The sequence below is a fragment of the Thermus hydrothermalis genome (assembly GCF_022760925.1).
In the GTDB taxonomy this organism is placed as follows: domain Bacteria; phylum Deinococcota; class Deinococci; order Deinococcales; family Thermaceae; genus Thermus; species Thermus hydrothermalis.
Window position 1 is genome coordinate 86,052 of record NZ_JAKTNT010000007.1, and the last position, 16,429, is coordinate 102,480.

21 protein-coding genes and 1 tRNA gene are annotated in these 16,429 nt (G+C 67.7%); 13 read left to right on the top strand and 9 right to left on the bottom strand.

Annotated elements, in window-relative coordinates; all coding sequences use genetic code 11:
- Positions 1 to 8 precede the first annotated feature (8 nt).
- Complete coding sequence (locus tag L0C60_RS06220; RefSeq protein ID WP_234508521.1) at positions 9 to 650, bottom strand: DUF1648 domain-containing protein; 642 nt, start codon at positions 648 to 650, stop codon at positions 9 to 11.
- A gap of 24 nt (positions 651 to 674) precedes the next feature.
- Between L0C60_RS06220 and L0C60_RS06225 the strand changes: the two genes are divergently transcribed.
- The 3 genes from L0C60_RS06225 to L0C60_RS06235 are packed head-to-tail and all read left to right on the top strand — an operon-like array spanning position 675 to position 2,210.
- The gene (locus tag L0C60_RS06225) at positions 675 to 1,367 is read left to right on the top strand and encodes an NTP transferase domain-containing protein (RefSeq protein ID WP_234508519.1); all 693 of its coding nucleotides are present in this window, start codon (positions 675 to 677) and stop codon (positions 1,365 to 1,367) included.
- A 4-nt stretch (positions 1,368 to 1,371) separates the two neighbouring features.
- A complete protein-coding gene (locus tag L0C60_RS06230) occupies positions 1,372 to 1,917 on the top strand; it encodes a hypothetical protein (RefSeq protein WP_234508517.1) in 546 nt (181 codons plus the stop codon).
- Positions 1,918 to 1,970: 53 nt separating this feature from the next.
- Entirely contained in the window at positions 1,971 to 2,210 is a 240-nt protein-coding gene (locus L0C60_RS06235; protein WP_003043460.1) for a ferredoxin, read from the top strand.
- A 7-nt stretch (positions 2,211 to 2,217) separates the two neighbouring features.
- Here the strand turns inward: L0C60_RS06235 and L0C60_RS06240 are convergent, their stop codons facing one another.
- From L0C60_RS06240 to L0C60_RS06250, 3 genes are all read right to left on the bottom strand, one after another.
- Positions 2,218 to 2,703: a GNAT family N-acetyltransferase gene (locus L0C60_RS06240; RefSeq protein ID WP_234508515.1), complete on the bottom strand. Its 486-nt coding sequence runs from the start codon at positions 2,701 to 2,703 to the stop codon at positions 2,218 to 2,220.
- Positions 2,704 to 2,776: 73 nt separating this feature from the next.
- Entirely contained in the window at positions 2,777 to 2,998 is a 222-nt protein-coding gene (locus L0C60_RS06245; protein ID WP_014516375.1) for a cold-shock protein, read from the bottom strand.
- A 116-nt stretch (positions 2,999 to 3,114) separates the two neighbouring features.
- Positions 3,115 to 4,164, bottom strand: coding sequence for a DnaJ C-terminal domain-containing protein (locus tag L0C60_RS06250; protein WP_234508513.1), 1,050 nt, complete (start codon positions 4,162 to 4,164; stop codon positions 3,115 to 3,117).
- A 147-nt stretch (positions 4,165 to 4,311) separates the two neighbouring features.
- Between L0C60_RS06250 and L0C60_RS06255 the strand changes: the two genes are divergently transcribed.
- Positions 4,312 to 5,373: an alanine--glyoxylate aminotransferase family protein gene (locus L0C60_RS06255; RefSeq protein ID WP_234508511.1), complete on the top strand. Its 1,062-nt coding sequence runs from the start codon at positions 4,312 to 4,314 to the stop codon at positions 5,371 to 5,373.
- Here the strand turns inward: L0C60_RS06255 and L0C60_RS06260 are convergent.
- Positions 5,365 to 6,141 carry an undecaprenyl-diphosphate phosphatase gene (locus L0C60_RS06260; protein ID WP_479729387.1) on the bottom strand — a complete coding sequence of 259 codons (777 nt, stop codon included), beginning with the start codon at positions 6,139 to 6,141 and terminating at the stop codon, positions 5,365 to 5,367. The genes L0C60_RS06255 and L0C60_RS06260 overlap by 9 nt on opposite strands.
- Before the next feature lie 23 nt (positions 6,142 to 6,164).
- On the opposite strand from L0C60_RS06260, the gene ispD reads away from it, so the two are divergent.
- Genes ispD through L0C60_RS06275 form a run of 3 tightly spaced genes read left to right on the top strand, consistent with a single transcriptional unit; the run spans position 6,165 to position 8,168 of the window.
- Positions 6,165 to 6,806, top strand: a complete 642-nt coding sequence (gene ispD / locus L0C60_RS06265; protein ID WP_234508507.1) for a 2-C-methyl-D-erythritol 4-phosphate cytidylyltransferase — start codon at positions 6,165 to 6,167, stop codon at positions 6,804 to 6,806.
- Positions 6,794 to 7,633 (top strand): 4-(cytidine 5'-diphospho)-2-C-methyl-D-erythritol kinase, encoded by an 840-nt coding sequence (gene ispE / locus L0C60_RS06270; protein ID WP_234508506.1) that lies wholly within the window; start codon positions 6,794 to 6,796, stop codon positions 7,631 to 7,633. Before ispD ends, ispE begins: the two co-directional genes overlap by 13 nt.
- Positions 7,599 to 8,168, top strand: a complete 570-nt coding sequence (locus tag L0C60_RS06275; protein ID WP_234508504.1) for a TenA family protein — start codon at positions 7,599 to 7,601, stop codon at positions 8,166 to 8,168. The genes ispE and L0C60_RS06275 overlap by 35 nt, the downstream gene beginning before the upstream one ends.
- Here L0C60_RS06275 and L0C60_RS06280 read toward each other — a convergent pair.
- Positions 8,165 to 8,659, bottom strand: a complete 495-nt coding sequence (locus tag L0C60_RS06280) for a CarD family transcriptional regulator (protein ID WP_234508502.1) — start codon at positions 8,657 to 8,659, stop codon at positions 8,165 to 8,167. The two genes, L0C60_RS06275 and L0C60_RS06280, sit on opposite strands and share 4 nt — an antisense overlap.
- The gene (locus L0C60_RS06285) at positions 8,656 to 9,216 is read right to left on the bottom strand and encodes a TetR/AcrR family transcriptional regulator (RefSeq protein WP_039457764.1); all 561 of its coding nucleotides are present in this window, start codon (positions 9,214 to 9,216) and stop codon (positions 8,656 to 8,658) included. Before L0C60_RS06285 ends, L0C60_RS06280 begins: the two co-directional genes overlap by 4 nt.
- Positions 9,217 to 9,298: 82 nt before the next feature.
- Here L0C60_RS06285 and L0C60_RS06290 point away from each other — a divergent pair, with 82 nt between their 5' ends.
- Genes L0C60_RS06290 through L0C60_RS06300 form a run of 3 tightly spaced genes read left to right on the top strand, consistent with a single transcriptional unit; the run spans position 9,299 to position 11,057 of the window.
- Positions 9,299 to 10,012: a type 1 glutamine amidotransferase family protein gene (locus L0C60_RS06290; RefSeq protein ID WP_234508498.1), complete on the top strand. Its 714-nt coding sequence runs from the start codon at positions 9,299 to 9,301 to the stop codon at positions 10,010 to 10,012.
- 15 nt (positions 10,013 to 10,027) lie between these two features.
- Positions 10,028 to 10,528 (top strand): metal-binding protein, encoded by a 501-nt coding sequence (locus L0C60_RS06295; RefSeq protein ID WP_234508497.1) that lies wholly within the window; start codon positions 10,028 to 10,030, stop codon positions 10,526 to 10,528.
- Positions 10,529 to 10,571: 43 nt separating this feature from the next.
- Positions 10,572 to 11,057, top strand: a complete 486-nt coding sequence (locus L0C60_RS06300) for a TlpA family protein disulfide reductase (protein ID WP_234508495.1) — start codon at positions 10,572 to 10,574, stop codon at positions 11,055 to 11,057.
- Here L0C60_RS06300 and tsaE read toward each other — a convergent pair.
- Positions 11,019 to 11,462 (bottom strand): tRNA (adenosine(37)-N6)-threonylcarbamoyltransferase complex ATPase subunit type 1 TsaE, encoded by a 444-nt coding sequence (gene tsaE, locus L0C60_RS06305; RefSeq protein WP_234508493.1) that lies wholly within the window; start codon positions 11,460 to 11,462, stop codon positions 11,019 to 11,021. The genes L0C60_RS06300 and tsaE overlap by 39 nt on opposite strands.
- Before the next feature lie 29 nt (positions 11,463 to 11,491).
- Positions 11,492 to 11,578: transfer RNA gene (locus L0C60_RS06310), tRNA-Leu, on the bottom strand.
- A gap of 227 nt (positions 11,579 to 11,805) precedes the next feature.
- Between L0C60_RS06310 and L0C60_RS06315 the strand changes: the two genes are divergently transcribed.
- The 3 genes from L0C60_RS06315 to nrfD are packed head-to-tail and all read left to right on the top strand — an operon-like array spanning position 11,806 to position 16,424.
- Complete coding sequence (locus L0C60_RS06315) at positions 11,806 to 12,441, top strand: cytochrome c3 family protein (protein WP_234508491.1); 636 nt, start codon at positions 11,806 to 11,808, stop codon at positions 12,439 to 12,441.
- A 7-nt stretch (positions 12,442 to 12,448) separates the two neighbouring features.
- Positions 12,449 to 15,082, top strand: coding sequence for a 4Fe-4S dicluster domain-containing protein (locus L0C60_RS06320; protein ID WP_234508490.1), 2,634 nt, complete (start codon positions 12,449 to 12,451; stop codon positions 15,080 to 15,082).
- On the top strand, positions 15,075 to 16,424 hold the full coding sequence (gene nrfD, locus L0C60_RS06325) for an NrfD/PsrC family molybdoenzyme membrane anchor subunit (protein ID WP_234508488.1): 1,350 nt from the start codon (positions 15,075 to 15,077) through the stop codon (positions 16,422 to 16,424). The genes L0C60_RS06320 and nrfD overlap by 8 nt, the downstream gene beginning before the upstream one ends.
- Positions 16,425 to 16,429: the final 5 nt, after the last annotated feature.

Sequence of the window (16,429 nt, forward strand, 5' to 3'; positions counted from 1 at the left end):
CCCGGCCCTTAAGGGCCGGGGCGCTTTTTCCGCCAAGCCAGGTAGGAGAAGACCACCAGGTAGAGGGCGCCCAAAAGGAGCCCTAAAAGCCATAGCCAGATTCCCCACGCTCCCAGGAAGGCGGCGGCCCAGGCGAGAAGCCCGAGGAGGGCGAAGACGAGGCCCGCCCGCCTATGGGTCTTTCGCCACACCTCAGGGTTTTCCAGGGTCCAGGGGGTGCGCACCCCCGCCAGGTAGTTTTGGGGAAGCCGGGGGAGGAGGGGCCCAAGGACCAGGAAGACGAGCCCCACCCCGATCAGGATGGCCTGCCCTACGGGAAAAGGGTTTCCCTGTACCGCCCGCCAGAGGGCATAGAGCAGGGTCCCCTGCAGGAAGAAGAAGGCCCAGACCACCCCGGCCACCAGCCAGGGCCAGACCCAAGGCGCTTGCCCCTTGAGCTTGGGGTCTAAACGGGGGGCCAAGGCGAGGAGGGGGTAAAGGAGGAAGGTGAGGACCAGGGGCAGGAGGAAGATCTCCAGGCGGCTCCCGTACCGGTCCACCTCCCCTTGGGCGTTGAAGTGGGCGGGGATCCTTTCCGGGAGCAAGGCGTAGGCGTAGAGGGTGATGCCCCAGGTGAAAAGGAGCCCCAAAGGCGCAAGGAGGCGCTTCATCCCTAAAGCCTATACCATGGGGGCATGGAGGCCATCGTTCTAGGGGGCGGCGAGGAGGCTTGGGCCAGGAAATACGGGGTGCGGAGCAAGGCTTTGGTGCCCTACCGGGGAAGGCCTTTGGCGGAGTGGGTGCTTTCCGCCTTGGCCGAGGCGGGGCTTTCCGCCCTCTACGTGGGGGAAAACCCTGGGCTTACCCCCCCTCCCCGCCTCACCCTGCCGGACCAAGGGAGTCTCCTCGCCAACCTGGAGGCGGCCTTGGCCCATGTGGAGGGCCGGGTCCTGGTGGCCACCGCCGACATTCCCCACCTCACCCCGGAGGCGGTGCGCTTCGTCTTGGAGAGGGCGCCGGAAGCGGCCTTGGTCTACCCCATCGTGCCCAAGGAGAAGGTGGAGGCCCGCTTTCCCAAGACCCGGCGCACCTACGCCCGGCTCAAGGAGGGGACCTTCACCGGGGGGAACCTCCTCCTTTTGGACAAGGCCCTCTTCTTCCAGGCCCTGCCCCTGGCCAAACGGGTGGTGGCCCTGCGCAAGAGGCCCTTGGCCCTGGCCCGGCTGGTGGGCCTGGATATCCTCCTCAAGCTCCTTCTGGGGAAGCTCTCCCTGGCCGAGGTGGAGGCCAGGGCGAGCCGGATCCTGGGGGTGGAGGCCAGGGCCCTCCTCACCCCTTACCCCGAGGTGGGGGTGGACGTGGACCGGGAGGAGGAATTGGTAAGCTAGACCCATGCGCACGGTGAAAGAGCTACGCCTGGCGGGGCTTTTCGCCTACCTGGCGGCCTTGGTGTTGGGGCTTTTATTTTCCTACCTCCTCCACGTCCTCTTGGGGGGCGGCGGGCGGCTTGGGTGGGGAAGCTTCAACCTGGCTGGGCTTCTGGAGGGGCTTGGGTTCGTGCTCGCCTTTACCTTCGCCCTTTATCTGGCCAAGAAGGCGGTGCGGGTGCCCTGCACCACCCTGCTCACCGCCGGGCTTCTGGGACCCGCCCCCGCCCGCCGCCTGGCCAAGCCCCTGCCCCGGGTGGAGGGCCTCGAGGCCTACGAGGGCCGGGGGGTGGCCCTCTTGGTGCAGGAGGGGAGGCCCGTGGGCGTCCTGGGCCTTGCCGACCACATCCTGCCCTTGGAGGAGGTGGCGGGCGTGGAGGAGGAGGTGGCGGTGGGCGAGCTCGCCCCCCTTTTCCTCCGCCAGCCTTTGGTGCTGGTCTTCCGGGGGGAGGAGGTCCTCGGGGCCATTCCCCGGGAGGCCTTCTTCCGCCACATGGGCTTTGACGCTTGACAAGTGGGTTCCTGCCCTAAAATAGGGGGGAGCGGTCGCTCGGGAGGTGAAGGATGCCGCACGTGATCTGTGAGCCCTGCATCGGAGTCAAGGACCAGTCCTGCGTGGAGGTGTGCCCCGTGGAGTGCATCTACGACGGGGGGGACCAGTTCTACATCCACCCCGAGGAGTGCATTGACTGCGGGGCCTGCGTGCCCGCTTGCCCGGTGAACGCCATCTTCCCCGAGGAGGACGTTCCCGAGCAGTGGAAGTCCTACATTGAGAAGAACCGCAAGCTGGCGGGGCTAGAGTAAACCCCCGCTAGGGGCCAGCCCTAAGCTCGCGCACGTACCAGCTAAGGGCTGGCCCCCCGTCTTTCACGTGGCGGAAGCCCTGGGCCAGGAAGAAGGCGATGGCGCGGGCGTTGTTGCCGTAGACCACGGCGTAAAGCCGCTCTACCCCGGCCAGGTGCTCCACCAGGTGGGCGAGGGCCCGCTGGCCCAAGCCCTGGCCCTGGCGGTCTTCCCGGATGAGGAGGAGGCTTAGGGTGGCGTCTTTGGCCTCGGGGTAGTGGAGCTTGTAGTCCAGATAGCCCACGGCCTCCCCTTCCTGGAAGATCAGGAAGGCGCGGCGCCGATGGTCCTTTTCCAGGGTGGCGAGGTCGCGGGCCACGTCCTCGAGGGTGGGCATCTCCATGCCGATGAGGGCGAAGTACCCGGGGCTTCCCTGGTAGACCGCGTGGAGAAGGGGGGCGTCCTCCGGGGCCGCCGGGCGGAAGGCGAGGCTTAGGGTCCGCATCTCCCCCATGCTACCCTGCCCCTTCTAAGAGGCGGGTGAAAGAAAACCGCCCCGGGTTTCCCGGGGCGGCTCTCCGCCACGTTTACCTGCGGGCCGGCTCCACCACGGTGACGTTCACCGCCTGGGGGCCCTTGCCGTTCTTGCCCGGCTCCACGTCAAAGGTGACGATGTCGCCCTCGTTCAGGGTGCGGAACCCCTTGGCGTTGATGGCGCTGAAGTGGACGAAGACGTCCGTGTCCCCCTCGCGCTCAATGAAGCCGTAGCCCTTCTCCGCATTGAACCACTTGACCCGACCCTTCTGCATACCGCTCCTTCGCTTCCAGGCCCTTTTGGGGCCCGTATCCGGGGCCTTAGGGGTTGCTTTAGACCCATGGGGCCACCCTATAGCGACCCGGAATACCTTACTTTACCACGAGGGGCCTATTTGCGGAAGAACCCCTTGACCCTTTCCCAGAAGCCCTCGGGGGCTACCCTTTCCCCCACCTCCTCGGCATAGGCCCGGAGGAGCTCCCGGGCCCTAGGGGAGAGCTTCTTGGGCACGGAAAGCTCCACCACCACCCTTAGCGCCCCCCGTCCCCGGCCCCCTGGGTGGGGCAGGCCTTCCCCGGGAAGCTCAAACACCTCCCCGTGCCCCGTTCCCGGGGGGATCTCCAGGGGGATGGGGCCGGAAAGCCCCGGCACCTCCACCTGGGCGCCCAGGGCGGCCTGGGCCAGGCCCAGGTGCAGGCGAAAGACCAGGTCCGCCCCCTGGCGCTCCAGGTGAGGGTGGGGGCGCACCCGCAGGCGGATGTAGAGATCGCCGGGCCCCCCTGGGCCCAGGTTCCCGTAACCGGGCACCCGCAGGAGGTGGCCTTCGTCCATCCCTGGGGGGATGCGCACCGTAATCCTTTCCTCCCGGGGGATGCGCCCCCGGCCGTGGCAGGCGGGGCAGGCCTCCGCCAGAAGGTGGCCCTGGCCCTTGCAGTGGGGGCAGGTGGTGCGGGTGACGAAGCCGCCGAAAAGGCCTTGGCGAAAGCTTTCCACCACCCCGCGCCCCCCACAGGTGGGGCAGGCCACCCGCTTACCCCCCTGGCCCCCGCAGGCCTCGCACGGCACGAGCCGGGCGTAGACCACCTCCGCCTCCTTGCCTTCCAGGAGGTCCTTTAGCTCCACCTCCACCTCGGCCTCCAGGTCCTCCCCCCTGGGGGCGGCCCGGGGGGAACGGAAGCCGAAGACCTGGGCGAAGAGGTCAAAGAGGTCCTCGGCGCGGTACTCCGCCTGCCCCAGAAGGCCCCGGTCATACTGGGCCCGCTTTTCCGGGTCGGAGAGCACGGCGTAGGCCTCGTTGATCTCCTTGAAGCGCTCCTCCGCCGCCTTGTCCCCCGGGTTGCGGTCGGGGTGGTACTGCAGGGCCAGCTTGCGGTAGGCCCGTTTGATTTCCTCCTGGGTGGCCTCGCGGCCCACCCCCAGGATGGCGTAGTAGTCCTTCATCCACCTAGCACTTTACAGGGAAGGGGGCCTTCTGCTAAAGTGCCGGGCAATGAGGCCCTCGCGAGCTATCCGGTAGGGGGCCCCTTCCTACGGGAAGGGCCCCCCCGGTTTGGCCGCGGGGGCCTCGCTTCATCTAGGAGGAAGCCCATGTTGCTCCTGACCCCCGGACCCACCCCCATCCCCGAACGCGTGCAGAAAGCCCTAATGCGCCCCATGCGGGGGCACCTGGACCCCGAGGTCCTGGCGGTGAACCGGGCCATCCAGGAGAGGCTCCGAAGCCTCTTTGACCCTGGGGAAGGGGCCCTGGTGGCGGCCTTGGCTGGCTCGGGGAGCCTGGGCATGGAGGCGGGCCTGGCCAACCTGGACCGGGGCCCGGTGCTCGTGTTGGTCAACGGGGCCTTCTCCGCCCGGGTGGCGGAGATGGCTGCCCTCTACGGCTTGGACCCCGACGTCCTGGAATTCCCCCCGGGGGAGGCGGTGGACCCCGAGCGGGTGGCCCAGGCCCTTAGGAAGCGCCGCTACCGCATGGTGGCCCTGGTCCACGGGGAGACCTCCACGGGGGTTTTGAACCCGGCGGAGGCCATCGGGGCCCTGGCCAAGGAGGCCGGGGCCCTTTTCTTCTTGGACGCCGTGACCACCTTGGGGATGCTCCCCTTCTCCATGCAGGCCATGGGGGTGGACTACGCCTTCACCGGGAGCCAGAAGTGCCTCTCCGCCCCCCCGGGCCTGGCCCCGGTGGCGGTTTCGGCGGAGGCGAGGAAGGCCTTTTCCGGGAGGCGGGGCTGGTACCTGGACCTCGCCCGGGTGGCGGAGCACTGGGAGCGGGGGGGGTACCACCACACCACCCCCGTCCTCCTGCACTACGCCCTCCTCGAGGCCCTGGACCTGGTCTTGGAGGAGGGCGTGGAGGCGAGGGAAAAGAGGGCGCGGGAGGTCTACGCTTGGCTTCTTGAGGAGCTAAGGGTCCGGGGCTTTAGCCCTTACCCCAAGGAAAGCCCCCTGCCCACGGTCCTGGTGGTCCGTCCCCCTGAGGGGGTGGAGGCGGACCGCCTGGTCAAGGCCCTGTACGCCCAAGGGGTGGCGGTGGCCGGGGGGATCGGCCCCACCCGGGGAGCGGTTCTGCGGCTTGGCCTCATGGGGGAGGGGGCGCGGAAGGAGCTTTACCAGGTCTTCCTGGCGGCCTTGGACCGGGCCTTGGCCCTAGTGTAGGAAGAAGTAGGCGTAGAGGAGGGCTAAGGCCATGCGGTAGTAGGCGAAGGGGCGGAAGCCATAGCGCTCCACGAAGCCGAGCATCCAGCGCACGGTGAGGAGGGCGGTGAGGAGGGCGGCGGAAAAGCCCAGGAGGAGGAGGCCATACCCCCCCTCGGGCACCGCTTGGGCGCTTTTGAGGAGGTCGTAGCCCACCGCCGCCAGCATGGTGGGGAGAGCGAGGAGGAAGCTAAACTCCGCCGCGCCCTTCCGGGATAGCCCCAGCAAGAGCCCCCCCAGGATGGTGGCCCCGCTCCGGCTCGTGCCCGGGAAGAGGGCGGCTAGGCCCTGGAAGACGCCGATGAGGGCCACCCGTTCCCAAGGGAGCTCGGTGGCGTCCCGGAAGCGGGCCCTTTCCGCCAGGCGGTCGGCGAAGAGGAGGACGAGGCCCACGAAGAAGAGGAAGAAGACCACCACCTCGTCCCGCCCCAGGACCACCCCCTTGATGAAGGGGTAGAGGAGGAAGCCCATGGCCGCCGTGGGCAGGAAGGCCACCCCGATGCGGAGCCACAGGGCCCGGTCCACCAGGAAGCGCTTCCCGTAAAGGAGGAGGATGGCCAGGATGGCCCCAAGCTGGATGGCGATGAGGAAAGTTTTCAAAAAGGCATCGCTTTCCACGGGTAGGCCGAGAAGGTGGAAAAGCAGCGTCAGGTGGCCGGTGGAGGAGACGGGCAGGAACTCCGTGAGCCCCTCCACCACCCCCAAGAGAAGGGCTTCCCAAGCGCTCATGCGGCCCATGCTACCATGGGGGCGTGGAGGTTTCCGTCCTCATCCCCGCCGCCGGGAGGGGGGAGCGGCTCGGCCTTGGGCCCAAGGCCTTCCTGAAGGTGGGGGGAAAGACCCTCTTGGAATGGGCCTTGGCCGCTTTTGCCCAGGCGGCGGAGGTCCTGGTGGCCCTTCCTCCCGGGATGGAGGCGCCCAAGGGCCTCAGGGCCACCTTTCTGCCGGGCGGGGAAACCCGCCAGGCCTCCGTGGCCCGGCTTCTGGAGGCGGCAAGCCTCCCCTTGGTCCTGGTGCACGATGTGGCCCGGCCCTTCGTGAGCCGGGGCCTTTTGGATAGGGTCCTGAAGGCCACAGAGGCCACGGGGGCGGCGGTGCCCGTTTTGCCCGTGCCGGACACCTTGGTCCAGCCGGAAGGGGAGGGCTACGGGGAGGTGGTGCCCCGGGAGGCCTTGCGCCTGGTGCAGACCCCCCAGGGCTTCTTCACCGCCCTTTTGCGGGAGGCCCATGCCTACGCCAGGAAACGGGGCCTTTCCGCCACGGACGATGCCCAGCTGGTGCGGGCCCTGGGCTACCCCGTGGCCCTGGTGCCGGGGGAGCGCACGGCGTTCAAGGTCACCTACCCAGAGGACTTGGCCTTGGCGGAGGCTTTGGCGCAGGTATGGAACGGCTAGCGGTGGCCAAGGTGAACCTGGGGCTTTCCCTCTTGGGGCGGCGGCCCGATGGGTACCACGAGCTCCACACCCTCTTCGCCGCCCTCACCTTCGGGGACCGGCTCTATCTGGAGCCCATTCCCGAGGGGATTGAGTTCAGGGGGCGTTACGGCAAGCGGAACCTGGCCTACCGGGCGGCGGCCCTTTACCTGGAGAGGGCGGGCTTTCCGGGGGGGGTGCGCATCGTGTTGGAGAAGGCCCTGCCCGAGGGAGCGGGCTTGGGCGGGGGGAGCTCGGACGCCGCCCAGGTGCTTTTGGGCCTGAAGGAGCTCTATCCGGCGGAGGTGGACCTCTTCGCCTTGGCCCTTTCCTTGGGGGCGGACGTGCCCTTTTTCCTCCAGGGCGGGGGGGCAGAGGCCCGAGGGGTGGGGGAGAAGCTTCGCCCTTTGGCCCTTCCCCCCTTGCCCGTGGTGGTCTTCGCCCCGGGCCTGCGCCTTCCCACCCCCCGGGTGTACGGGGAGGTGAAGCCCCACGACTTCGCCCCCGAGCTCCCCGTGGAGGAGATCCTGGCGGCCCTCGCCCGGGGGGAAGAGCCCCCCTATTGGAATAGCCTCGAGGGCCCCGCCTTCCGCCTCTACCCCGAGCTCAAGGAGGTGAAGGCCCGCCTCAAGGCTTTCGGGCTCAAAGGGGTCCTCATGTCGGGTTCGGGGAGCGCCTTTTTTGGCCTAGCGGAAAGCGAGGACCACGCCGAGGAGGTGGTGAAGGCCCTAAGGCACCAGGGTTTTGTCCGCAAGGGTATCCTGGGAGGTTCCCATGTCCCCCTTGGAAACGGCGCTTTTTCCCTATAGCGAGGCCTTGGCGGAGCTCAAGGCCCTGCCCATCCGTTGGGACCAGGAGCGGTTTCTCTTCTGGCTCAGGCAGGACTATCCCTTTGTGGAGGCTCTTTACCGCTTCCAGGTGGGGCTTTTGGCGGAGGCGCCCCAGGCCCACCGCTTCCCCTTGGTCCAGGCCCTCTTGGCCACGGTGGAGGAGCTGGACTGGCTCCTTTCGCAAGGGGCGGATCCCAAGGAGCCCGTGCACCCCGTGCGCCAGGAATACGCCGCCCTCCTGGGGGAGATGGGGGGCCTGGCCTACCCTTACCGCCTCGTCCTCTTTTACTTCCTCAACCGCCTCTTCCTCGAGGCCTGGAACGCCCACGTGGAAGGGGAAGGCCCCTGGCAGGAGCTCGCCGAACACTGGTCGGCCCCGGAGTTCCAGGCGGTGCTCTACGACCTGGAGGTCATCGCCCAGGGCCTGTTGGCCGAGCTAAACCCCCATCTCCTGCAGGCCTACCTGGCCCGCATCCTGGAGATGGAGAAGAAGACCTGGAGCCTGCTCCTTTAGTTGAGCTCCTCGCCCCAGGCCTCCTCAAAGAGGCGCTTAGCCTCCTGGACGGAAATCTCCAGGGTCTGGGAAACCTCTTCGGCCAGGAGGTAGATGGCCCGCCTCAGGGCCTGGCGGTCCAGGTCGGCCAGGCCCCGCTCTAGTTCCCAAGCCCGAAGCTGCCCCGCCATCTGGGCGATGCGGTAGGGGTTCCCGTCCGCCAGGATCTCGCTCGTCTTCCGGTGCCTCGCCGCCCACTGCTTGGGCAGGGGCATGCGCCCGTTCTTTAGGAGGTCCAGGATGACGGGAACCTCGTCCGGGCTTAAGGCCTTGCGCATCCCCACGCTATGGGGGGCTTCCACGGGTACGTAGGCCTTGGAGCGGGAGCCGGGGAAATCCACCTGGTAGTAGGCCCGGCTTACGCCGCTAACGCTCCTTTGGGCTATGCCCGCCACCACACCGACCCCATAAGGGGGTAGGACCACCTTGTCGCCGGGACGAAACTCTTTCACGGCGCGACTCCTTTCCGGAGCACCAAAAGGAGGTGCTCCATGTAGGCCTCCACCTCTAGCTGGGGGGTACACCCTAAGGCCGCAAGGACGGCGGCGGTGGCCTTCGGGGAAAGCTCGGGCCGCACGGCCCCTTCCGCCTGGCCGCTTCGCACCAGTTCTTCCAGAAGGTCCAGGTAGTGCTGGTGCAAGCCCTTGAGCCAAGGGGTGGGGTCTTCCATGGCCTCCCGGGCCACGGCGGCCCAAAGGCCCCGCCACTCCTCTATCCAGGCCAGGCGCTTGCGCAAGAGGGCCTCCAGGCGCACAAAAAAGGGCGCCCGCAGGCGCACCACCTCCTCCACCTCCCGGTAGAAGGCCCAGGTCCTTTCCTCCACCAAGGAGCGCAGGAGGTCCTTCTTGTCGCGGAAGTAGAGGTAGATGGTGCCCTTGCCCACCTCCGCTCTCCGGGCCACCTCCTCCATCTTGAGCCCGGAAAGCCCCATCTCCCGGAGGATTTCCAAGGTGGCCTCGAGGATGGCCCGCTTCTTGTCCTTGGAAATCGCCCCCGGGGGGGATACCATCGCGGCCACGTCCTTGAGTCTACCACACCGCCCTTTTCCTTTCATGAGGAAAGCGCTACCCTAAGGGACAAGGAGGCAGGGTATGCGTCAGGGCTTCTTCGCCTTGCTCACCGCAGACCCCTTGCGGGGGGCTTTGCGCCCCGTGGAGGAAAGGCTCTTGGCGGAGGCCCGGGGGGAAGCCCTTTTCCTCGTTCCCTACCCCTTGCGGGACGTGGCGGAGGCCTGGCGCCTGGCCTACCGCCACCTGGGGCTCAAGCGGGGGAGGGTGGTCTACCTGAGGCGCCGGGAAGAGGCCTTTGACCCCGAGGTGGCCCAGAAGGTGGCGGAAAGCCCCCTGGTGCTTTTGGCCGCCGAGGGCCTCCCGGAGTTTTTGGACCTCATACGGGGAAGCCTCCTCCTCGAGGCCCTCCTGGAGGTCCACCGCCAGGGCGGGGGGGTGGTGGCCTTGGGAGAGGCGGCGGGGATCTTGGGCGAGGCGGCCTTTTACACCCTGGAGGGGGAGGTGCGGGCCGCCTTGGGCCTAGCCCTTCTCCGGGGCCTCGCCCTCTTGCCCCGGGTGGAGGAGAAGGGCCGCTTCTTGGCCCTTTCCCGCCTGGTGGCGGACAACCCCGACCTGGTGGGCTTAGGGCTATTGGAGAACACCGCCTTGCGCCTCCTGAGGGGCCTGGGGGAGGTCTGGGCCGGGGGGGTGACCCTGGTGGACGCAGGGGGGGCGGAGTTCACCGCCAGGGGGGTGAAGGGGCTCAAGGTGGACGTGCTTGCGGCGGGGGAGCGCTTCCCTCTGCCCGCCCTTTAGCCTTACCATGGCCCCATGCCCTCGGGGCGCGTGCACGAGGCTCTTAACCTGACCGTTCTGGGGGCTGGGGCCCTCGCCTACCTGGCCCAAGGGGGTTCTCCGGAGGAGCCCCGGGCCCTGGCTTTCGCCTTGGCCTATTTGGCCGGCACCTATCTGCTTTCCCCGGACCTGGACTTGGCGGAAAAGGGGTCAGGCCCCGGGCGGCGCTGGGGGGTTTTGCGCCTCCTCTGGCGGCCCTATGGCTGGCTTTTCCGCCACCGGGGCCTTTCCCACACCTGGGTGCTCGGGCCCCTCACCCGGCTCGCCTACCTGGGGGGAGTGGGTGGGGTTTTGGCCTTCCTCTTGGGGAGGATTTTGGCCTACTTAGGGGTGGACCTGGACCTTAGGTTTCCCGTTTGGCCCAAAGAAGCCTTGGGGTGGGGGCTTTTGGGCTACTACCTCTCCCAGTGGCTGCACTTGGTGGCGGACGGCATTTGGCCGGACCACGACCTCAGGCAACTCCGGCGGCCAAGGTGAGGCGGTTTACATACCAAGCCGGGGCAGGGTAGAGAATGAGGGCATGCGCAAGCGGGTTCTTTGGGCGTTAGGGGTCCTATTGGGCTTGGCCTTTGCCGTCCAGCCTGGGCAGCGCATCCCCGACTTCGCCCTTTTGGACCCCCAGGGGAACCTCGTCACCCCCGCCACCATGAAAAAACCCGCGGTCCTCGTTTTTTGGGCAAACTGGTGCCCGGTGTGCCGGGCGGAGTTCCCGGGCCTTCACAAGGTGGCGGAGGAAACCGGGGTGCCCTTCTACGTCATCAGCCGCGAGCCCAAGGACACCAAGGAGGTGGTCCTGGCCTATATGAAGGCCTACCCTCGTTTTATCCCCCTCCTGGCCTCGGACCGGGACAGGCCCCACGAGGTGGCGAACCGCTTCAAGGTCTTGGGGCAGCCCTGGACCTTCGTGGTGGACGGGGAGGGCAAGGTGGTGGCCCTCTTCGCCGGGCGTGCCGGGCGGGAGGCCTTGCTAGACGCCCTCCTCCTCGCCGGGGTGGAGGTGCCATAGCTCCGCTCGCCGTACCTCGCCCTGGGGGATAAGGCGCAGGAGGAAGTCCGCTTCCAGGGCCTCCGGGTCGCCCCACTCCACCAGAAGGAGCCTCGCCCCCTCCCGGGCCGCCTCCAACTGGGGTAGGAGGAGGTGGGGGTCCTTTAGGCGGTAGAGGTCGGCGTGGACCAGGGGGCCTTGGGGGGTGGGGTAGGTGTGGATCAGGGTGTAGGTAGGGCTCGTCACCCGGCCCCCGAAGCCCAGGGCCTCTGCCAGGAAACGGGTAAAGGTGGTCTTTCCCGCCCCCAAGGGACCTTCCAGGACCACGAGGGCCCCTTCGGGCAGGAGGGGGAGGACCTCCTGGGCCAGGGCTTCGGTGTCCTCGAGGCTCCCCAGGGTTCGGGCAAGCAGGAGGGTCTTCCGCATAAGCAGAAAAGGCCCCGAAGGGCCTTTCTTGGTGCCGGGAGCGGGACTTGAACCCGCACGCCCTTGCGGGCACCACCCCCTCAAGATGGCGTGTCTACCAGTTCCACCATCCCGGCAGGGCGCGCCTCACGCGCAAGGCTTAGTTTAGCAAAAGCCCCTTCTTTGTCAAGGTTGGCGGGCTTGGGACATTTGTCCCTACACCCTTTCGGTAGATTACCCCTGACAAGTCCTTGCGAAGGGGTTAGGTACGGGTACGGCCGCGCTTCTTATGGAATGGTCCAGGGCCCCTGATGGAAACCGAGGCGGCGTGCCCTTAGCCTAAGGCCCCAAGGCCGGAGGTGGCATGCGGAGACGCAACCGTTGGGTACGCACCCTTTTTTGGGGCTCGGTCTTCGGGGTGTTCGCCCTCTTGGGGGTGATCTTCTCCGGGGTGGCGGTGGGGGCCTTTGAACAGCGCACCCTTCCCGTGGCCCAACCTATTCCCTTTAGCCACGCCTTCCATGCCGGGGGGCTTGGCCTTTCCTGCCGTTACTGCCATGCGGCGGTGGAGCACGCTCCCTACGCCGGGCTTCCCCCCACGGAAACCTGCATGACCTGCCACACCTACGTGAAGCCCGATAGCCCCAACCTGGCCCTGGTGCGGGAAAGCTGGGAGACGGGCAAGCCCATAGAGTGGAACCGGGTCATCAACCTGCCGGATTTCGTCTACTTCAACCACGCCGCCCACGTGGCCAAGGGGGTGGGGTGCGCCGAGTGTCACGGCCGGGTGGACCAGATGGCGGTGGTCTACCAGCCCCAGGCCTTCACCATGAAGTTCTGCCTCTCCTGCCACCGGAACCCCGAGGCCCACTTGAGGCCAAAAGAGCAGGTCTTCAACATGGCCTACACCCCCGATCCCGAACTCGGCAAGAAGCTCAAGGAGGTTTACCAGATCCGTTCCCCCGAGGCCCTCACGAGCTGCAACACCTGCCACCGCTAGGAGGCGTATGAAGGAGACGCGCGGTTTTTCCGAAGCCCTGGAAAAGGAGCTCTTCCGGGAAGAGTTTCCCTTTGGCCCCGTGACCCGAAGGGGCGTTTTGGCCTTGGGCCTCTTGAGCCTCGCCGCCTGCACCCCGGTGGTGCGGCGCAAGGGGGTGCCCTACGTGCGCCAGCCCGAGTGGGTGGTGGAGGGGGGAAGGGCGGAGTTCGTCACCGCCTTCCCCCACGCCGGCTTCGCCGAGCCCGTGCGGGTGCGCCACTACCAGGAGCGGCCCCTCTTCCTCACCCCCCTCGAGGCGGCCATGAGCCCTTACCCCCTGGCCTCCCTCTACGCCCTCTACGACCCCGCCCGCAAGGGGAAAGGGCCGGACTGGGAGGGCTTTTTCGCCGCCTGGCGCAAGGCGCTTGGGGAAGGGGAGACCCTCCTCGTCCTCCCTCGGACCACCTCCCCCCGCCTCGAGGGCCTGGTGCGGGAGGCCCTGAGGCGCTACCCCAACCTGCGGGTGGCCCGGTTTGAGGCCTGGAGCCTGGAAAACGTCTACCTGGGGGCCGAGCTCGCCTTCGGGCGCAGGGCCTGGCCCGTTTACCGGCCCGAGCGCGCCGAAACCGTGCTCCTCTTGGACGTGGACCTCCACGAGCACCCCGCAGGCTACCTCTGGGGAAGCGCCCTGGCCCAAAGGCGCCTTCCCCCTATGAACCGCATCTACGCCGTGGAAAGCGGGGCAAGCCTCCTCGGGACCCTGGCGGACCACCGCCTGGCCCTGAAGCCGAGCGGGGTGGAGGCCTTCCTCCTGGACCTGGCCCGGGCCCTCGGGGTGGTTCCGGGAAGCCCTACCTCGGACTACGGCGGCTTCCTCCCCGCCCTGGTGGAGGACCTGGGTAGGGGCGGGGTGGTGCTCCCTGGGGTCCACCTCTCCCCAGGGGCCCAGGCCCTGGCCATGGCGGTGAACGCCCACCTAAGGGCCCCCGTGGCCTATGTGCCCCCGCCCGAGGGGGAGGCGGCCACCCCTAGGGCCTTCCGGGAAGCCGAAGGGGCAAGCCGCCTGGTCTGGGCGGCGGAAGGCCCCCTACCAAGCCTTCAGGGGAAGGCCTTCGCCGCCGTGCTCTCCCTCTACCCCAAGGAGGCACCCCATAGCCTCCCCCTCGCCCACCCCCTGGAGGCCTCCGGCCAGTACCGGGACGCCCAGGGGCGGCTTTGGCCCGCCCAGGCCTTGGTGAAGCCCCTTTGGGGGGGAAAGTCCTTGGAGGAGGTCCTGGCGGGCCTCCTAGGGGAGGAGCTTCCCGCCCTCTCCCCCGAGGAGAAGCGGGCCCTGGCGGAGGGCCGCCCCTTGGCGGAGGCGGAGGCCTTGGCGGTGGCCCTAAGGCCAGGCCTTATGGACCGGCTTCCCCCCTTGCGGGAGGAGGCCCCCCTGGAGCTCACCCTGCGCCCGGACGCCAGCCTTTTTGACGGCCGCTACCGGGAAAACCCCTACCTCCAAGAGCTCCCCCGGCCCCTCACCCGCTTGGTCTGGGACGGGGCCCTCTTGGCGGGGGAGGGGCAGGCGGAGGCCTGGGGGTTTTTGGAGGAGGTGCAGGCCCGGGAGCGCCGGGCCGATCCCCGAAGGCCCCTCCTCCGGGTGCGGGCGGGGGGGCAGGAGGCCCTCCTGCCCCTTTGGCCCTTGCCCCTTTTGCCGGAGGGGAGCTTGGTGGCTTCCCTCGCCCACTTCTTCCACCCGGGAGGGGTGGCCTTCCCGGCGGAGGTCAGCCCCACCGGGCGGGACTACCCCCTGGTTTCCACCCAGTACCACGGCTATTTGGGAGAGGTGGAGGCGGTCCACGTCATGACCGAGAAGGAGGCCTTGAAGGAGCCCAAGGCGGAAAAGCGCCTCTCCTTCTACCCCCCTTGGCCCCAAGGGGAGCACGCCTGGGCCATGACCGTGGACCTAAGCCGCTGCCTGGGGTGCGGGCTTTGCGTCTTGGCCTGCCAGGTGGAGAACAACATCCCCGTGGTGGGGAAGGAGGAGGTGCAGAAGGGGCGGGAGATGCACTGGATCCGCCTGGACCGCTACTTCACCCCCGAAGGGGCTTTGCACCAGCCCGTGATGTGCCAGCACTGCGAGAAGGCCCCTTGCGAGGCGGTCTGCCCGGTGGCGGCCACGGAGCACTCCGATGAGGGGCTAAACCTCATGGTCTACAACCGCTGCGTGGGCACCAAGTACTGCTCCGCCAACTGCCCCTATAAGGCCCGCCGCTTCAACTTCTTCCCCTACGCCGAGCGTTTCGTGGGCCAAGGGGACCCCCGGCGGGCCAAGGAAAGCCCCCTCGCCCTCCTCATGAACCCCGAGGTGACGGTGCGGAGCCGGGGGGTCATGGAGAAGTGCACCTACTGCGTCCAGCGGATAGAGCTCGCCCGGGCCGAGGCCGCCAAAGAGGGGCGCAAGATCCGCACCGGGGAGGTAAGGACCGCCTGCCAGGAGGTCTGCCCGGGGAAGGCCATCCACTTCGGCGACCTCCTGGACCCCGAGGACCCCATCCAGGCCCACCGCAAGGAGGGGCGGCACTACACCCTTTTGGAGGAGGCCAACACCTGGCCCCGCACCACCTACCTGGCCCACCTCAAAAACCCGAACCCGCGCCTAAGGAAGGAGGAGGCCCATGGCTAAGGAACCCCACCCGGACCGCGACCTCATCCAAGGGGAATGGACGGAGAGGAGCTTGGTGGAAAAGCTCTTGGAGCCCGTGGAGAAGCCCCCGCCAAGGCCCTGGAAGGTGGTTTTGGCCGTGGGTTTCGCCCTCACCCTGGCCTGGCTTTACGCCATCTTCGTGACCTTCGTCCAGGGCCTGGGCACCTGGGGCATCAACCAGCCCGTGGCCTGGGGGTACGATATCGTCCACTTCGTCTGGTGGATCGGCATCGGCCACGCTGGGACCCTCATCAGCGCCATCCTGGTTCTCATGCGGCAGAACTGGCGGGACTCCCTCAACCGGGTTACCGAGGCCATGACCCTCTTCGCCGTGCTCTGCGCCGCCACCTACCCCCTCATCCACATGGGCCGGCCACAACACTTCTACTGGGTCATGCCCTACCCCACCCACATGGCCCTCTGGCCCCAGTACAAGAGCCCCCTCTCCTGGGACGTGCTGGCCATCATGACCTACCTCACCATCTCCACCCTCTTCCTCTACCTGGGGCTCATCCCCGACCTGGCCCTTTTGCGGGAGAGGAGCACGGGCTGGCGGAGGAAGCTCTACGGCTGGCTTTCCTTAGGCTGGACGGGGAACGCCGTCCACTGGCAACGCTACCGGGCGGTGTACGTCCTCCTGGCGGGCCTCGCCACCCCCGTGGTCATCTCCGTGCACTCCGTGGTGAGCATGGACTTCGCCTACGGTCTGGTGCCGGGCTGGCACCTCACCGTCTTCCCCCCCTTCTTCGCCGCCGGGGCCATCTACTCGGGCTTCGCCATGGCCCTCACCCTCATCATCCCCTTGCGCCGGTGGTACCGGCTGGAGGGGGTCATCACCGACAGGCACCTGGACTGGATGGCCAAGGTGACCCTGGCCTCGGGGCTCGGGGTGGCCTACATCTACCTTTTGGAAATCTTCATCGCCTGGTATAGCGGGGAGCCGGCGGAGTGGGCCCAGCAGCTTTGGCGCATGACGGGGCCCTACGCCCCCTACTACTGGGCCATGATGCTCATCAACGTGGTCCTCCTCCAGACCCTATGGTTCCCCCGCTTCCGCAAAAACCTCACCTGGCTTTTCCTCTTTTCCATCCTGGCCAACGTGGGCATGTGGCTGGAGCGCTTCGTCATCGTGGTGATCAGCCTCTCCCACGACTTCTTGCCGGGCAACTTCCACCTCTACTACCCCACTTGGGTGGACTGGACGCTTTTCCTGGGGACCATCGGCTTCTTCCTCTTTGGCCTGGCCCTTTTCATCCGGATTTTCCCCCCCATCGCCGTGGCGGAGATGGTCCACCTCTTCCACAAGCTGCGCGGGCACTAGGAGGG

Coding starts and splice junctions, on each gene's coding strand:
- L0C60_RS06300 (WP_234508495.1), top strand. CDS start 10,572: ATGCGCAAGCGGGTTCTTTGGGCGTTAGGGGTCCTATTGGGCTTGGCC.
- L0C60_RS06240 (WP_234508515.1), bottom strand. CDS start 2,703: ATGGGGGAGATGCGGACCCTAAGCCTCGCCTTCCGCCCGGCGGCCCCG.
- L0C60_RS06320 (WP_234508490.1), top strand. CDS start 12,449: ATGAAGGAGACGCGCGGTTTTTCCGAAGCCCTGGAAAAGGAGCTCTTC.
- L0C60_RS06285 (WP_039457764.1), bottom strand. CDS start 9,216: ATGGTATCCCCCCCGGGGGCGATTTCCAAGGACAAGAAGCGGGCCATC.
- L0C60_RS06245 (WP_014516375.1), bottom strand. CDS start 2,998: ATGCAGAAGGGTCGGGTCAAGTGGTTCAATGCGGAGAAGGGCTACGGC.
- L0C60_RS06235 (WP_003043460.1), top strand. CDS start 1,971: ATGCCGCACGTGATCTGTGAGCCCTGCATCGGAGTCAAGGACCAGTCC.
- L0C60_RS06275 (WP_234508504.1), top strand. CDS start 7,599: ATGTCCCCCTTGGAAACGGCGCTTTTTCCCTATAGCGAGGCCTTGGCG.
- L0C60_RS06230 (WP_234508517.1), top strand. CDS start 1,372: ATGCGCACGGTGAAAGAGCTACGCCTGGCGGGGCTTTTCGCCTACCTG.
- L0C60_RS06260 (WP_479729387.1), bottom strand. CDS start 6,141: ATGAGCGCTTGGGAAGCCCTTCTCTTGGGGGTGGTGGAGGGGCTCACG.
- L0C60_RS06295 (WP_234508497.1), top strand. CDS start 10,028: ATGCCCTCGGGGCGCGTGCACGAGGCTCTTAACCTGACCGTTCTGGGG.
- L0C60_RS06315 (WP_234508491.1), top strand. CDS start 11,806: ATGCGGAGACGCAACCGTTGGGTACGCACCCTTTTTTGGGGCTCGGTC.
- L0C60_RS06220 (WP_234508521.1), bottom strand. CDS start 650: ATGAAGCGCCTCCTTGCGCCTTTGGGGCTCCTTTTCACCTGGGGCATC.
- tsaE (WP_234508493.1), bottom strand. CDS start 11,462: ATGCGGAAGACCCTCCTGCTTGCCCGAACCCTGGGGAGCCTCGAGGAC.
- L0C60_RS06255 (WP_234508511.1), top strand. CDS start 4,312: ATGTTGCTCCTGACCCCCGGACCCACCCCCATCCCCGAACGCGTGCAG.
- L0C60_RS06250 (WP_234508513.1), bottom strand. CDS start 4,164: ATGAAGGACTACTACGCCATCCTGGGGGTGGGCCGCGAGGCCACCCAG.
- nrfD (WP_234508488.1), top strand. CDS start 15,075: ATGGCTAAGGAACCCCACCCGGACCGCGACCTCATCCAAGGGGAATGG.
- ispE (WP_234508506.1), top strand. CDS start 6,794: ATGGAACGGCTAGCGGTGGCCAAGGTGAACCTGGGGCTTTCCCTCTTG.
- L0C60_RS06225 (WP_234508519.1), top strand. CDS start 675: ATGGAGGCCATCGTTCTAGGGGGCGGCGAGGAGGCTTGGGCCAGGAAA.
- L0C60_RS06290 (WP_234508498.1), top strand. CDS start 9,299: ATGCGTCAGGGCTTCTTCGCCTTGCTCACCGCAGACCCCTTGCGGGGG.